This is a genomic window from Paraclostridium sp., from assembly GCF_051656405.1.
In the GTDB taxonomy this organism is placed as follows: domain Bacteria; phylum Bacillota; class Clostridia; order Peptostreptococcales; family Peptostreptococcaceae; genus Paraclostridium.
In genome coordinates, this window is the sequence record NZ_JBOGBV010000068.1 from 66193 (window position 1) to 80508 (window position 14316).

Sequence of the window (14316 nt, forward strand, 5' to 3'; positions counted from 1 at the left end):
ATGAGCGAAAGTACATTCATGGGTGTCTCAAGAGAAAAAATTGATTGGAGCCCTCGTATTGACTATACAAAGTGTAACGACTGTATGGAATGTGTTGATTTTTGTCCTCATCAGGTATACGAAATTCGTGAAGACGAATCTCCAAAATTAATTGTAAAAAATCCTACTAACTGTGTTGTTTTCTGCCGTGCTTGTGGAAAGACATGTGGCGTTGATGCTATTGATTTTCCAAGTAAGAGTGAAACAACTGCTCATATTAAACAAATTCGTAAGGAGGAATCTAAAAATGAGTAAATCCTATGCTATTTTACCATGTAATGGACTTGATAAATGTGCAGGATGCATAACACATGAGATTGCTATTAATTTAAGTGAAATAAGTGATAGCGAAATTATTTGTCCTGTATTTTATCGTGTAGCTGATGCCAAGTATAATCGTATTGCACAAGAGAAACCTGTTCTTGTACTTGATGGATGTGCAACACGCTGTGCTAGTAAATTGGCTTCTGAAAAAGGTCTGAAAATCGCTGAAAAAATCAATATAAGTGAAGAAGCAAAAACAAGAAATATTAATCTTGGAACAAGTCTACGCATAAATGATGAAGGTATGAAACTATCTAAATTAATATCTGAAAAACTTTTATATGAAACTGAGGAAATGGATGAAAATGCAGGTGAATCTGTAGATTTTCCAACTGAACTATCTTATCAAGTATACAAAAAAGATAAATTTGTTTTCCGTGTACCTGACAATAAAGGTTTTTATTTCAATGAAAATGATGTGTGGGTGTATATTGACGGGAATAAAGCAAGACTTGGTGTAACTGATTTTGTTCAAAAAAGTTTATCTGACATTATGTTTTTTACACCTCCTAATATCGGCACTGAAGTTGAACAATTTGAAGAGGTTGGAGATATTGAATCAGGTAAAGCCGTATTTGAAATTGTAAGTCCAGTTAGTGGTACTATTACGGCAATAAATGAAAATCTAATAAATGCACCAGAAATGATAAATCAAAATCCTTATGAACAAGGATGGATTGCTGAAATAGAACTTTCAGACTTTGAAGATGATAAAGATTTAATTCATGATTTTGATGGATATTTCTCAGTATTAAAAAGAAAGGTGGATGAGTTCCATGTCTAAGGTAAAGGTTATCCCTTGTAGTGGGATTGGAAAGGTATTTGGTTTAATGGCAAGAGAGTCAGCTTTACGAGTAACTAATGTATTGGAGCCTGATATTTGTGAGACTGCTTGTCTTGCGCATATTGTAACTGGAGATGAAGATGCTCGTGCTAAGGTAGAAGGCATTTCCTGCGTTTCTGTTGATGGATGTCCAGCACTTTGTGCTGCTAAAAGTATTGAAGATGCAGGAGGAATTGTAAAAGCTCAATTTCGTGCAGTAGATATAATGAGAAACCATCGAGGTAAAAATGCAGGTACAGGTACAGAATTAACTGAAGATGGCTGGATGATTACAGAGGAATTAGCTGAAAAAATCGCTGAAAAAGTCTCAGAAATTGCAAAGGAGGATGAATAATATGTCTGCTTTACAAATTGGTGTTATATCTTGTAGCGGAGAAGAAATGCTTGGTGGAACGATTGCTAGAATGGCTACAAGAAAAGTAATGGAGAATCTTCGTGTCGGAAAAGTAGTTTCACTTTGCTTACCTCTTTATATTGCAGGAGGAGAAGAAGAACGTAACTTTGCAAAAGAGTTTCCTGTTATAGCGGTAGATGGTTGCGACAAAGCTTGTGCTAAGAGGGCGACACTTAAGTATTCAGGTGAGGTAAAAGATATTATTGTTATTTCAGATTTATTAGGCGAGAATGTAGTTCTTTCTAAAACAGTATCAGCAAGGGATCTAACAGAAGAACACTATAAAATGGCGGATATCGTTGCAGAGGAAATTTGTAAAAAAGTTGATGCGATTATTGGTGAGTAAACACAGAATTATTTAAAAATTTTATCAGAAGGGAGAGTCCACTTGCTTAAGATTATAAATGAATCAAACGATCCAGCCTTCAATTTAGCAGTTGAAGAGTATTTCTTGAAAAAATCGGATTTAAAAGATGATATTATGATTCTTTGGATAAATAAGCCTACAATAGTTATTGGGAAAAATCAAAATGCTTTTGCAGAACTTAATTTAAATTATGTTAAAGAAAATAATATAAATGTAGTTAGAAGATTGTCTGGTGGTGGAGCGGTCTATCATGATTTAGGAAATCTAAATTTTACAATTATAAAAACTGATGCCTCATTGAAAAAAAATGATTTTTCTTTTTTTACATCTCCGATTATTCAATGCCTGAAAGAACTAGGTGTCGATGCAGTATTTAGTGGTAGAAATGATGTCCTTGTGGATGGTAAAAAGATTTCAGGAAATGCACAGTATTTTTATAAAGATAAAGTATTGCATCATGGGACATTGCTTTTTAATAGCGATTTATCGGTTTTGACAAAAGCTCTTGCTCCTAGAAATATAAAGCTTATTTCTAAAGGAATTTCATCTGTTCGTAGTCGTGTTGGAACAATCTTAGATTCGTTGCCAGCAAACATGACAATTGATGATTTTAAAAAAGCCTTAGAAAAATCATTTAAAAAAGCATATAAGGAAGAATTGTATGATTATCATTTAATAGAAAAAGACATTGAATATATAAACGAACTTGCAGATAAAAAGTATCGTACTTGGGAATGGACTTACGGAAAATCGTTAAGTATGAAACTATGGAATGAGAAAAAATTTGACAGTGGTACATTTTCTCTTTATATGGAAGTTAAAAAAGGAATAATTCAAGCTTTTCGCTTATATGGAGATTTCTTTGAAATACGTCCTGTAGAAGAACTTGAGGCTAACTTTATAGGTATATCATTATCAATGACTGAAATTTCAAAAGTAATGGATCGTATTGATTGTTTGACATATATTAAAAACTTTTCAAATAATGAACTTCTTAATTTAATTTTTGAAGTTGAATAAAAATAAAGTTAATACATCTTTAAAATTTTAATTAAAAAGCATCCTATGTATATGACAATTTTAAGTTCATAATGTAGGATGTTTTTTAATTAAAATATTTAGTTATTGATAATACTATAAAAGAAAACCATCTAAAAAATTATAAGTATTTTATGTAATGTAAAAATTTAGTCGAAAAATAAATCAATTTTTTTTGATTTATAGGTTTACAAAATATAACTTTTATCATATTATATGATTATAAGTGAATATGATTATATGTGAATATGTGAATATGAAAAAGGAGTAATTATGGAAATTATACAAATGTTAAAAGCTTTAAGCGATGAAACTAGACTAAGAATATTTAATATTTTAAGAGATGGGCCTTTATGTGTTTGTGAAATAGAAGCAATACTTGAAATATCACAATCTAATGCATCTAGACATTTAAGTAAACTTACTAGTGCTAATTTAGTTACTTATTATAAAGAATCAAAATTTATTTATTACAAACTAGATGATGAAACTTTAAATCAATATAATTTTATGCAAAATCTTTTAAATGATGGATTAGATAATGATGAAAAGTTAAAGTGTGATTACGATATTTTAAAAGCTTATAAAAAAGCTGATTTAAACTGTGATACTGTTTCAAAGGTTAAAGATATAATTTCAGAAATAAAAAAATAAATTAAATTCAGGAGGTAAGGTACATGAAAATAGCAGTAATATCAGATATACATAGCAACATATATGCACTAGATGCAGTGTTGGCTGACATTGAAACTAAAAATGTAGACATGACAGTATGTACGGGCGATTTAGTAGGCTACGGAACAAAGCCAAATGAAGTTATTGAAACTTTAAAGAAAAATAAGATACTTACTATAATGGGAAATTACGATGATGCTATAGGAAACTTAAAAATAGTTTGTGGATGTGATTACCCAGATCCTAAAGATGCTGAAAAAGCAGGTCTTTCAATGCACTTTACAGGTCAAACTACAAAAGTTGAAAATAAAGAATACTTAAGAAACTTACCAAAAGAACTAATCTTTAATTTTGATAAAAAAACTATAAGATTTGTTCATGGAAGTACAAGACTTATAAATGAATATTTAAAGGAAAACTCAAAAGAAGCAGATGAAGTTATGAGTGAGTTAGTTGAAGATATATTAGTTTGTGGTCACACTCATATACCATATGCTAAATATTATGGAGAAAAGTTACTTGTCAATGCTGGAAGTGTTGGTAAACCTAAAACAGGTAATCCCAATGCAAACTATGTAATTATAGATATAAAAAATGAAGATGAAATAGCTAAAACTCCATCAAGTGTTGAAGTGAAAATTATAGAAGTTAAATATGATTTTGAAAAGATGGCAAATGAAATAGAAGTAAATGAAATACTTCCAAATGACTTTGCGAGACTTATAAGAGAAGGCGTTTCAAAATAAAGATGTATATTGGAGGTTTAATATGGACAGAAAGAAATTATCGTTTTTAGATAGATATTTAACAATTTGGATATTTGTGGCCATGGCAGCAGGAATAGGCATTGGGTTTGTATTTCCAAAGTTTGTTGATAGCATAAACTCTTTACAAGTAGGTACAACATCTATACCTTTAGCTATTGGACTAATTTTAATGATGTACCCCCCATTAGCAAAGGTTAAATATGAAGAAATGGGAAGAGTATTTAAGGATATAAAGATCCTTATGTTATCTTTAGTTCAAAACTGGGTTATAGGACCTATTTTAATGTTTGTTCTAGCTATTGTATTTTTAAGAGGGTACCCAGAATATATGGTTGGACTTATAATGATAGGTTTAGCACGTTGTATAGCAATGGTTATAGTTTGGAATGATTTAGCTGATGGGGATAGCGATTATGCAGCTGGATTAGTTGCTTTTAACTCTGTTTTCCAAGTTTTATTTTTCTCATTATATGCTTATATATTTATAACAGTTTTACCAAGTTGGCTAGGACTTGAAAGCACAATTGTAAATATAACTATAGCAGAAGTTGGAAAATCAGTATTTATTTATTTAGGAATTCCATTTTTAGCAGGGATGATAACTCGTTATACACTTGTTAAGCGTCGTGGTAGAGAATGGTATGAAAATGTATTTATACCTAAAATAAGCCCACTTACATTAATAGCTTTATTATTTACAATAATTGTAATGTTCTCTCTAAAAGGAGAATTAATAGTTACATTACCAATGGATGTTGTTCGTATAGCAATCCCATTACTTATATACTTTGTTGTAATGTTTTTAGTTTCTTTCTTCTTAGGAAAGAAGTTTGGAGCAGATTATCCTGTAACAACAACACTAGCATTTACAGCAGGAAGTAATAACTTTGAATTAGCAATAGCTGTAGCAGTTGGTGTATTTGGAATAAATTCAGGAGCTGCATTTGCAGCAGTTATAGGCCCATTAGTTGAAGTTCCTGTAATGATTGGACTGGTAAATGTAGCTTTATGGTTTAGAAAAAAATATTTTAAATAAAAATTAATTATAGTTATATTGCTTTGGACTGCTTTTATGATGAGGCAGTTCAAAGTAAGAAAATATAAGGAGGTATGAAATGGGAAATAAAAAAAATAAGCCTGGAATATCTGTAGATGTTCAGGCAAAAGAAAAAGGTGGAGGACTTGGTGTATTTGAGAAATATCTAACAGTTTGGGTAGCACTTTGTATAGTAGTGGGGGTTTTAATAGGTGTTTATTTACCTCAAATACCTCAAACTTTAGATAGATTCACTTATGCTCAAGTTTCTATACCAGTAGCTATACTTATATGGCTAATGATTTACCCAATGATGCTTAAAATAGATTTTACATCTATAAAAAATGCTGCAAAACAAAAGAAAGGGTTAGTTGTTACTTGCGGAACAAACTGGTTAATAAAGCCATTTACAATGTATGCGATATCATATTTCTTCTTAGTTATAGTATTTAAGAACTTTATACCAGCTGATTTAGCAAAAGAATACTTAGCAGGAGCAGTATTACTTGGAGCAGCACCATGTACAGCTATGGTATTTGTTTGGAGTCACTTAACAGATGGAGATCCAGCATACACACTAGTTCAAGTTGCAGTAAATGACCTTATATTATTAATAGGCTTTGCACCGATTGTAGCTTTATTGTTAGGTGTGACTAATGTGGTTGTTCCAATGGATACTCTGTTATTATCAGTTGTATTATTTGTTATAATTCCATTTGTTGCAGGATACTTATCAAGAACTATGATAATTAAAAACAAAGGATTAGACTATTTTGAAAATGAGTTTTTACCTAAGTTTAATGGAATAACTGTTGTTGGATTATTACTAACATTAATAATACTATTTGCCTTCCAAGGACAAAAGATTATAGATAACCCAACACATATATTATTAATTGCTATACCTCTTACAATACAAACATTCTTTATATTCTTCCTAGCTTATCTTTGGTGTAAAGCTTGGAAGTTACCTCATAATGTAGCAGCTCCAGCAGGTATGATAGGTGCTAGTAACTTCTTTGAACTTGCAGTAGCAGTTGCAATAGCTTTATTTGGACTTAACTCAGGAGCTGCACTTGCTACAGTAGTTGGAGTACTTGTTGAAGTTCCAGTTATGCTTGCATTAGTTGCAATAGCAAATAAAACTAAACATTGGTTTAATGATTAAAATAAATATTTAAGTATCTAAATTGTAGGAAGTCAAAATTTAACAATAAGTTAGAATCAGACTTCCTACAATTTTATAAAATTATAGAGCTAGTTTAGGAAAACTCTAAATTCCTTTAAATATAAAAAATACAATTAATAAGGAGAGTTATTATGAAAATAGAAATATTTGAACCTACTATGTGTTGTTCTACAGGGATTTGTGGTCCTAGTGTAGATGAAAAATTAGTTAAGATAAGTGAAGATATAGAAATTTTAAAAGAGGAGTTTAAAGGTTTAACTATAGAGAGATATCAACCTCAAACTCATGCTATGAAGTTTATGTCTAATATGGATGTTGGAAAACTTGTAAGAGAAAATGGGCAACAAATACTTCCTATAACTGTTTTAGATGGAAAAGTAATCAAAAGTGGGCAATATCCAAGTTTAGAAGAATTAAAATCAAGTTTAAGAGGTGAGTAATATGACACAGTTTTTATTTTTCTCAGGTAAAGGTGGAGTTGGAAAAACTTCAATGGCTTGTACAACAGGTGTATACAATGCAGATAAAGGATTAAAAACTTTAATAGTTACAACAGATCCTGCTGCTAACTTATCAGATGTATTTGAGCAAGAAATAGGGCATAAAATAACTAAAATAAATAGTATAGAAAACCTTTATGCTATGGAAATAGATCCAGATGAAGCAACTAATGAATATAAAGAAAATCTACTTGCTCCAATGAGAGAAATCTTTGACGAAGAGATGATAAGAATAGCTGATGAACAATTAAGTGGTCCATGTACAGAAGAAATGGCATCATTTGATAGATTTATTGACTTTATGGAAATCGATGAATATGACATTATAATATTTGATACAGCTCCAACAGGGCATACTATAAGACTTTTAGAACTTCCGATAGACTGGTCTAAACATATAGAAGAAAGTGCTCAAGGAAGTGGTCAAACTTGTATGGGGCCAGTATCTATGATTCAAGATAGCAAAGATAAATTCGATAGAGCTATAGCTAAACTTAGAGACACTTCTCAAACGGATTTTATATTTGTTATGCAACCTGAACAAACATCGTTAGATGAAACAGTAAGAGCATCAAATGAATTAAAAGAGCTTGGAATATCAACAACAAAGGTTATCATAAATGGATTTATACCACAGGATGAAGCAATAACTCCATTTTTTAAATCAAGATATGAAATGCAACAAAACTATTTAGAAAAAGCAAATAAAATATTTAAAGGCTGGCCTATAGACACTATGGAGTTATTTGATAGTGAGCTTAAAGGCGTAGATAGATTTAGAGTAAGTGCATCTATATTATTTGATGGAAAGAAACCCGAAAAAACTACTAAAATAGAATATACAAATATTGATGATATAAAAATGCAAAAAAATGAAAATGCTAAATCTCTTATATTACCTAAAAAAGGTTCTATAAGAAATGTGTTCTTCTCAGGAAAAGGTGGAGTTGGGAAAACTGTAATGGCATGTATTACAGCTGTTAAATCTGCTAATGAAGGATTTAAAACTTTACTTCTTACAACAGATCCTGCGGCTCATATAGGAAAGGTTTTAGATAAACCAATAGAGGATAATCCAGCACCAATAGATGGATGCCCTAATTTATATGCAGCTAAAATTGACCCTAAAGTAGCTTTTGAAGAGTATAAAGATATGGTTTTAAAAGATGCTAAGTCTAAGTTTAGTGGACCAACAATAGCTACTATGGAAGAAGAATTAAATTCTCCATGTACAGAAGAGATGGCAGCATTCCAAAAGTTTATATCATATGCTTCAGAAGAAGAGTATGATGTTATAGTATTTGATACAGCTCCAACAGGTCATACATTAAGACTTTTAGAACTTCCTATGGACTGGTCAAAACAAATTCAAATGAAAGCTGGAGTTACTGCTGAAATTAGTGAAGAAGATAAAAAACAAAAAGAAAAGTTTGATAGAGTTATAGCTACTATGAAAGATCAAGAAAAAACTACTTTCAGTTTTGTTATGTATCCTGAAAAAACTCCTATAATAGAGGCGTATAGAGCTAGTGAAGAACTTAAAACAGTTGGTATTGAAACACAAATGGTTATCGCTAATCTTATAATACCAGAAGAACAAGCAACTTCACCGTTCTTTAGAAATAGAAGAAATATGCAAGAAAAGTACCTACAAGAAATAAAAAATGACTTTGAAAATTCTGAAGTTGTTAGAGTTCCTATGTATGATAAAGAAATCAAAGGTATAGATATGCTAACGAAGATAGGAGATAGCATATTCTAAAATTATATAAATAACAAAGGGGATTAAAAGATGATGAGTAGCAATATTGCAGAGTTTGAAAAGGTAATAGATGTAGAAAAAATAAAACTTACAGCAGAACAATATTATAGAGATGGAGACTTTTATTGCTCAGAGGCAATAGTCAAAGTAATAAAAGATGAATTTGAACTTGATATAACAGATGAAGTTATAGCAATGGCATCTGGATTTCCTGTAGGCATGGGAGGCTCAGGATGTACTTGTGGAGCTGTCGCAGGTGGAATAATGGCACTAGGGTTATTCTTTGGAAGAAGTGAATCAAAAGATGCAAGAGTAAATAATGCAATGGCATTGTCAAAGGAATTGCATGACTTCTTCAGAGGAAAAAATAAGTCACTATGTTGTAGAGTTTTGACAAAAGGAATGACTCTTGGAGAAAAAGAGCATATGGATCAGTGTATATTTTTTACAGGCCAAGTGGCAGAGCAAACAGCGAAAATTATATGTAGAGAATTAAATATAAAAACAAAATAAATTTATATAAATAAACTTAGGAGTAATTTAAGATGTCAGAAATAGAAAACACTAATAATTTTGAAGAGCAATTAGAAAATGGAGTTGTTGTTGTAGACTTTTTTGCAACTTGGTGTGGTCCTTGTAAAATGTTAGCTCCAGTATTTGATGAATTAGAAACTGAAATGAGAGATAGTGCTAAGTTTTTTAAAGTTGAAATAGACCAAAACATGGATTTAGCTAGAAGATTTATGGTATCAACTGTCCCAACTATTATGATATTTAAAGATGGAAAACCAGTTGAGACAATGGTAGGGTTTATGCCTAAAGATACTATAAAATCAAAAGTTGAAACTCATATATAGTATTTAATTTGGTTAATTAAGTTAGCTATATATTATATTAAAAATATATTAAATATATAGAATAAAATATCAGGGGGAGATTAAAATGTCTAAAAATTGGTATCCAGTTATTGATTTTACAAAGTGTAATTATTGTGGTAAATGTATGGAAAACTGTAACTTTGGAGTATATGATGGGAATGACTATCCTAAACCTACAGTAATTTACCCAGAAGGATGTATAGAAGGATGTAATGGATGTGGGAATTTATGTCCAAAAGGAGCAATCACATATAAAGACACTAGAAATGCTGGATGTTGTGAATCTGGTTGCAACTGTGAGGGTGGATGTTGTTAACCTAGATTAATTAAGAAAGAGGATATTAAAGTAATTTAATAATCCTCTTTTTTAAGGTTTTTTATTTAAATTAAGGGGGAATTTTAGTGCAAATATATTTAGATAATGCCGCTACATCTTATCCAAAACCAACCGTTGTAGCAGATTCAATATACAATTTTATGATAAATAATGGTACAACATCAGGAAGAGGGTCATACAAAAAAGCTATGGAGTCAGATAGGCTAGTATATGAAACGAGAAAGTTAATAGGTTATCTATTTAACTTTAATGATCCTAAAAAGGTAATTTTCACATCTAATGTAACTGAATCTCTAAACTTAGCTATAAAAGGAATACTAAAAAAAGGTGACCATGTTATAACAAGTTCCCTAGAGCATAATGCTGTATGGAGATGTTTAAAAACATTAGAAAGAGATATAGGAATAAATATAACTAAGGTAAAAGCGAGTAAAGAAGGTTATACAAATCCAGAAGATGTTCAAGAAAGTATAAAAGAAAATACAAAACTCATAATATTTACTCACGCATCTAATGTCTTAGGAACTATTCAACCAATAAGAGCAATTGGTAAAATAGCTAAAAATCATAATATACCATTCTTAGTAGATGCGGCACAAACAGCAGGTGCATACCCTATAGATATTCAAAGAGATAACATAAGTTTATTAGCATTTACAGGTCATAAAAGTTTACTTGGTCCAATGGGTACAGGTGGATTAATTGTAAATTGCGATAAAGATATAATTCCACTAAAGTCAGGTGGAACAGGAGGAGATTCAGCATATGAATATCAACCAGATTATTATCCAAATAGATTAGAAACAGGAACTTTAAACGTAAGTGGATTAGTTGGACTTAGAGAGTCTATAAAGTTTATAAATAAAGAAACTATAAATAAAATACATAATAAAGAGAGATATTTGGTTAAATATGCTTTAGATAGATTAGCTGGAATAGATGATTTAGAAATTTATGGTCCAAAAGATAGTGAAAAAATTGTAGGTGTAATATCCTTTAATGTTAAAGGTGTAAAACCTGAAGATATAGGATTTGAGTTAGATGATAAATATGACATAATGGTTAGAACAGGCCTTCATTGCGCTCCAAATGCACATGAACTTATAGGAACTAAGGATATAGGCACCATAAGAATAGGTATTGGGTATTTCAATAGTAAAGAAGATATAGATAAACTGATAGATTCTTTAATTGAAATTATAAGAAAACATAAGGGTTAAGGGGGAATTAACTATGTATTTAGAGGAGATAAAATTAAAATTTATACAACCATGTACAACTGGAGGATCTAAAATAAAAATACGAGCAGATTTATCAAGTGATATCTCTGAAATATTTCCATATTTAAATTCTTATATAAAATCAGCTATGTATAATAAAAAAGCTCAAACTGTAACATTTAAAATTGAACAAAAGATAGTTACCTTCTTTAGTAAGGAAGTTGCTATTACAAAATTACTTAATGAAACTGATGCATATGAAATGATGGATTATGTAAAGGGAATAGTAAATGAAGTTTATGAAAATAAAAATAATATAATACCTTCAGATGAAATGAAGAAATTACCTAGCCCTATTGAAATATACAAAAATTTACCTAAATTAAATTGTAAAACATGTGGAGAAATGACTTGTATGGCTTTTGCCAGTAAATTATTAAGTGGAGAAAAAAGTATAAAAGCTTGTAGACCATTGTATGAAGAGGTCAATATAGATAAATTAGAAAAGTTAGAAGTAAGTATTTTGCTTTTAGGTTATGAAATATAAGTGAGGTGTTTTTTATGAAAAGTTGTGGCAATTGTGGTATAGGTAAAAAAAGAAAAGATGGAAGCATTGAATGTATTAAATATAAAAAAATAAAAAACTCAACTGATAATAGTGAAACTTGCTTGTATTTTACTGAATTCAAATTTGAGGATGGTGAGCTTATGAATCCATTACAACATTTGCTTTTAAAAGAAGAAGATTTAAAATCTAAACACATGAAAAATACAATATAAAAAACTATATATTTAAGTTATAATTTATATATAGTTTTTATATAAGGAGAATTAGTATTATGAAAAAAGAAAAATGTTTTTGTTGTAATGCTGGTAACGACAAAGACGTTATAATTGGAGAATATGTATGCTATTGTAATCATGTTACTGAAGGGGACATACAAGATGCGATAGCTCAGGGTGCTAAAACTGTACAAGAAGTTATAAAAATAACAGGAGCAATGAAAAATAGTAATTGTGCTGTAAACAATCCAAAGGGAACTTGTTGTTATTCAGATATTGTTTATGTTTTCAATAAATATAAAGGCAAATAAAAATATATAAGCAGTAAATTAAAATAGAAATAAAATTATTATTTTATTCTAAAATCAAACTAATAAAAATTTTTCAATAAATAAAATTAATGTTTTAATAGACATAAAAAAGGTGTCATAACTTTACAGTGTTAATATTACACATTTTTTAGTATCAAGAACTAAACGCAAGTAAAAATATGCTAGATTATAATCTAGCATTAATGTATAATAAATTTAGCGTTTTAATGTACGTTAGTAATTTGATATTGGTTTTCACAACATTATTAAATTATGTCTATTGATAGTGGTTTCCACAACACTATTAATTTACACCCGAAAAACTTAAGAAAGGAGCCCAACAAATGAGAAATAAAATAGTGGCTTTTTGGAGTGCTCTTACTCCAGGTGAGAAAGCTGGTTTAATAACTGGTGCAATGCAGCTTGTAGCTGCGTTAATCTCTGCTTTAGCATAATGTTAAGGACTAGAGTAACTAGAAGGAAGGGCAACTCTCACAGAAACACCGCCCTTCTGGAAGGCCTCTAGAAAGTCACTATATAAATGTTGGATATTATGAAAAATAATAATTTAAGTCCAAATGATAAAGCATTAATTTTAAAATTAATAATGCAAATAGCAACTATAGTAGTATCTATTATTGTAATTGTAAAGTTTATCCTTGAGTAGAAGGTGGATTATTATGGATAAAATAAAAAAATTAACCGAATTACTAGGTCCAATTTCTAGTGTATTTTGTTCTATTGCAGTATTTTTAGCAATAGTTAAATCATTTGGTTTATTTTAAATTTATAGAACCAACATGGTTCTTTTTTTGTATAAAATAAATTAAAAAAGAAAATAAAATTTTCATTGAAAAATTTTGAATAAAGTGATAAAATAAAGTTAACAATTTAGTTAGTAACATTATTAAAATAAATGGTGTTAATTTCTTAAGTTTTCGGGAAAATAAAAAAAGTAGCTAATGGGTGAGAGCATTAGTTACTTTTTTTTATTGTTGTTGTGTCAATACTTAACGGTATTGACATTTTTTATTTTTACAAAATATTAATATATTAAAAGGTTTCATATCTTAGGTTCGAAAGGCTTATGTAAAATAATCTTGATTTAACCGTTCGTAAAAGTAGACTATGATGAATTAAATACTAAAATTTTAATCTTTTATGATATGAATCATAAAATAATTAACTATGTGAGCATTAAGAGTTAAATTTATTTTTTAATTCATATTCCTTTACTCTTCTATAGAACGTATTAGTTTTTAATTCTAATATTTCCATAGCTTTAACAGCTGTAATCTTTCCTTCTTTCCATTCGTTATAAATTTCTTCAAATTTTTCTCCTGGATCTATTTTATGTCTGCCAAAGCGTACTCCCTTTTCTCTCGCTATTTTTATACCTTCCCTTTGTCTTTCTTTTGTTCTAAGTCGTTCATCCTCAGCCATATAACTAAGCAATTGAAGAATTATATCTGATATTAAATTTTCTAATCCGTTCATGTCTTTGTATTTAGTAGTATCTAAAAGTGGCATATCTAAAATTACTATATCTACTTTTTTAACTTTAACTAATTCATTCCATTCATCTAATATCATTTGTTTATTTCTTCCAAGTCGGTCTAGCGATTTTATGTATAGTATATCACCTTCTCTAAGCATCCTTTTTAAAAGTTGATACTCAGGTCTTTTAAAATCTTTTCCACTCGCAACTTCTAAAAATATATAACTTTCATCAATTCCTAATTTTTTTGCTTCTACAATTTGTCTTTCTAAAGTTTGGTCTTTTGTACTTATCCTTGCATAAAAAAATTTTCTCATACAGGTTTATCCTTTCAAGTGTCATTTTCTCTTTCAA

At 29.7% G+C, this 14316-nt stretch carries 19 protein-coding genes; 18 read left to right on the plus strand and 1 reads right to left on the minus strand.

The genetic code is table 11. The features are described 5' to 3' along the window. The 18 genes from ACRDDE_RS10500 (at position 1) to ACRDDE_RS10585 (ending at position 12464) form a co-directional block, all read left to right on the plus strand. On the plus strand, positions 1-294 hold the full coding sequence (locus tag ACRDDE_RS10500; protein WP_438627172.1) for a 4Fe-4S dicluster domain-containing protein: 294 nt from the start codon (positions 1-3) through the stop codon (positions 292-294). Beyond that, positions 287-1147 carry a putative zinc-binding protein gene (locus tag ACRDDE_RS10505; RefSeq protein WP_438627173.1) on the plus strand — a complete coding sequence of 287 codons (861 nt, stop codon included), beginning with the start codon at positions 287-289 and terminating at the stop codon, positions 1145-1147. The genes ACRDDE_RS10500 and ACRDDE_RS10505 overlap by 8 nt, the downstream gene beginning before the upstream one ends. Continuing rightward, the gene (locus ACRDDE_RS10510) at positions 1140-1541 is read left to right on the plus strand and encodes a putative zinc-binding protein (protein ID WP_438627174.1); all 402 of its coding nucleotides are present in this window, start codon (positions 1140-1142) and stop codon (positions 1539-1541) included. The genes ACRDDE_RS10505 and ACRDDE_RS10510 overlap by 8 nt, the downstream gene beginning before the upstream one ends. Then, complete coding sequence (locus tag ACRDDE_RS10515) at positions 1522-1947, plus strand: putative zinc-binding protein (protein WP_438627175.1); 426 nt, start codon at positions 1522-1524, stop codon at positions 1945-1947. Before ACRDDE_RS10510 ends, ACRDDE_RS10515 begins: the two co-directional genes overlap by 20 nt. Positions 1948-1989: 42 nt before the next feature. Then, the gene (locus ACRDDE_RS10520; RefSeq protein ID WP_438627176.1) at positions 1990-2988 is read left to right on the plus strand and encodes a lipoate--protein ligase; all 999 of its coding nucleotides are present in this window, start codon (positions 1990-1992) and stop codon (positions 2986-2988) included. A gap of 291 nt (positions 2989-3279) precedes the next feature. Continuing rightward, positions 3280-3660 (plus strand): ArsR/SmtB family transcription factor, encoded by a 381-nt coding sequence (locus tag ACRDDE_RS10525; RefSeq protein WP_438627177.1) that lies wholly within the window; start codon positions 3280-3282, stop codon positions 3658-3660. A gap of 23 nt (positions 3661-3683) precedes the next feature. Beyond that, positions 3684-4427, plus strand: coding sequence for a metallophosphoesterase family protein (locus ACRDDE_RS10530; protein ID WP_438627178.1), 744 nt, complete (start codon positions 3684-3686; stop codon positions 4425-4427). Positions 4428-4449: 22 nt separating this feature from the next. Then, the gene (gene arsB, locus ACRDDE_RS10535) at positions 4450-5484 is read left to right on the plus strand and encodes an ACR3 family arsenite efflux transporter (RefSeq protein ID WP_438627179.1); all 1035 of its coding nucleotides are present in this window, start codon (positions 4450-4452) and stop codon (positions 5482-5484) included. Between the two features lie 79 nt (positions 5485-5563). Further along, positions 5564-6652 carry an ACR3 family arsenite efflux transporter gene (arsB, locus tag ACRDDE_RS10540; protein ID WP_438627180.1) on the plus strand — a complete coding sequence of 363 codons (1089 nt, stop codon included), beginning with the start codon at positions 5564-5566 and terminating at the stop codon, positions 6650-6652. Positions 6653-6804: 152 nt separating this feature from the next. Then, positions 6805-7113, plus strand: coding sequence for an arsenite efflux transporter metallochaperone ArsD (arsD, locus tag ACRDDE_RS10545; RefSeq protein WP_438627181.1), 309 nt, complete (start codon positions 6805-6807; stop codon positions 7111-7113). 1 nt (position 7114) lies between these two features. Further along, a complete protein-coding gene (locus tag ACRDDE_RS10550; RefSeq protein WP_438627182.1) occupies positions 7115-8935 on the plus strand; it encodes a TRC40/GET3/ArsA family transport-energizing ATPase in 1821 nt (606 codons plus the stop codon). 30 nt (positions 8936-8965) lie between these two features. Then, complete coding sequence (locus ACRDDE_RS10555; RefSeq protein WP_369285031.1) at positions 8966-9448, plus strand: C-GCAxxG-C-C family protein; 483 nt, start codon at positions 8966-8968, stop codon at positions 9446-9448. 32 nt (positions 9449-9480) lie between these two features. Next, a complete protein-coding gene (gene trxA / locus ACRDDE_RS10560) occupies positions 9481-9792 on the plus strand; it encodes a thioredoxin (RefSeq protein WP_438627183.1) in 312 nt (103 codons plus the stop codon). A gap of 85 nt (positions 9793-9877) precedes the next feature. After that, the gene (locus tag ACRDDE_RS10565) at positions 9878-10129 is read left to right on the plus strand and encodes an ATP-binding protein (protein WP_438627184.1); all 252 of its coding nucleotides are present in this window, start codon (positions 9878-9880) and stop codon (positions 10127-10129) included. Between the two features lie 86 nt (positions 10130-10215). Then, entirely contained in the window at positions 10216-11370 is a 1155-nt protein-coding gene (locus ACRDDE_RS10570) for an aminotransferase class V-fold PLP-dependent enzyme (RefSeq protein WP_438627185.1), read from the plus strand. A gap of 13 nt (positions 11371-11383) precedes the next feature. Then, positions 11384-11917: a (Fe-S)-binding protein gene (locus tag ACRDDE_RS10575; RefSeq protein ID WP_438627186.1), complete on the plus strand. Its 534-nt coding sequence runs from the start codon at positions 11384-11386 to the stop codon at positions 11915-11917. Between the two features lie 14 nt (positions 11918-11931). Next, a complete protein-coding gene (locus tag ACRDDE_RS10580; RefSeq protein ID WP_438627187.1) occupies positions 11932-12150 on the plus strand; it encodes a hypothetical protein in 219 nt (72 codons plus the stop codon). Between the two features lie 59 nt (positions 12151-12209). Continuing rightward, the gene (locus tag ACRDDE_RS10585) at positions 12210-12464 is read left to right on the plus strand and encodes a (2Fe-2S)-binding protein (RefSeq protein WP_438627188.1); all 255 of its coding nucleotides are present in this window, start codon (positions 12210-12212) and stop codon (positions 12462-12464) included. Positions 12465-13661: 1197 nt separating this feature from the next. On the opposite strand, the gene ACRDDE_RS10590 is transcribed toward ACRDDE_RS10585, so the two are convergent. Beyond that, the gene (locus ACRDDE_RS10590) at positions 13662-14279 is read right to left on the minus strand and encodes a recombinase family protein (RefSeq protein ID WP_438627189.1); all 618 of its coding nucleotides are present in this window, start codon (positions 14277-14279) and stop codon (positions 13662-13664) included. Positions 14280-14316: the final 37 nt, after the last annotated feature.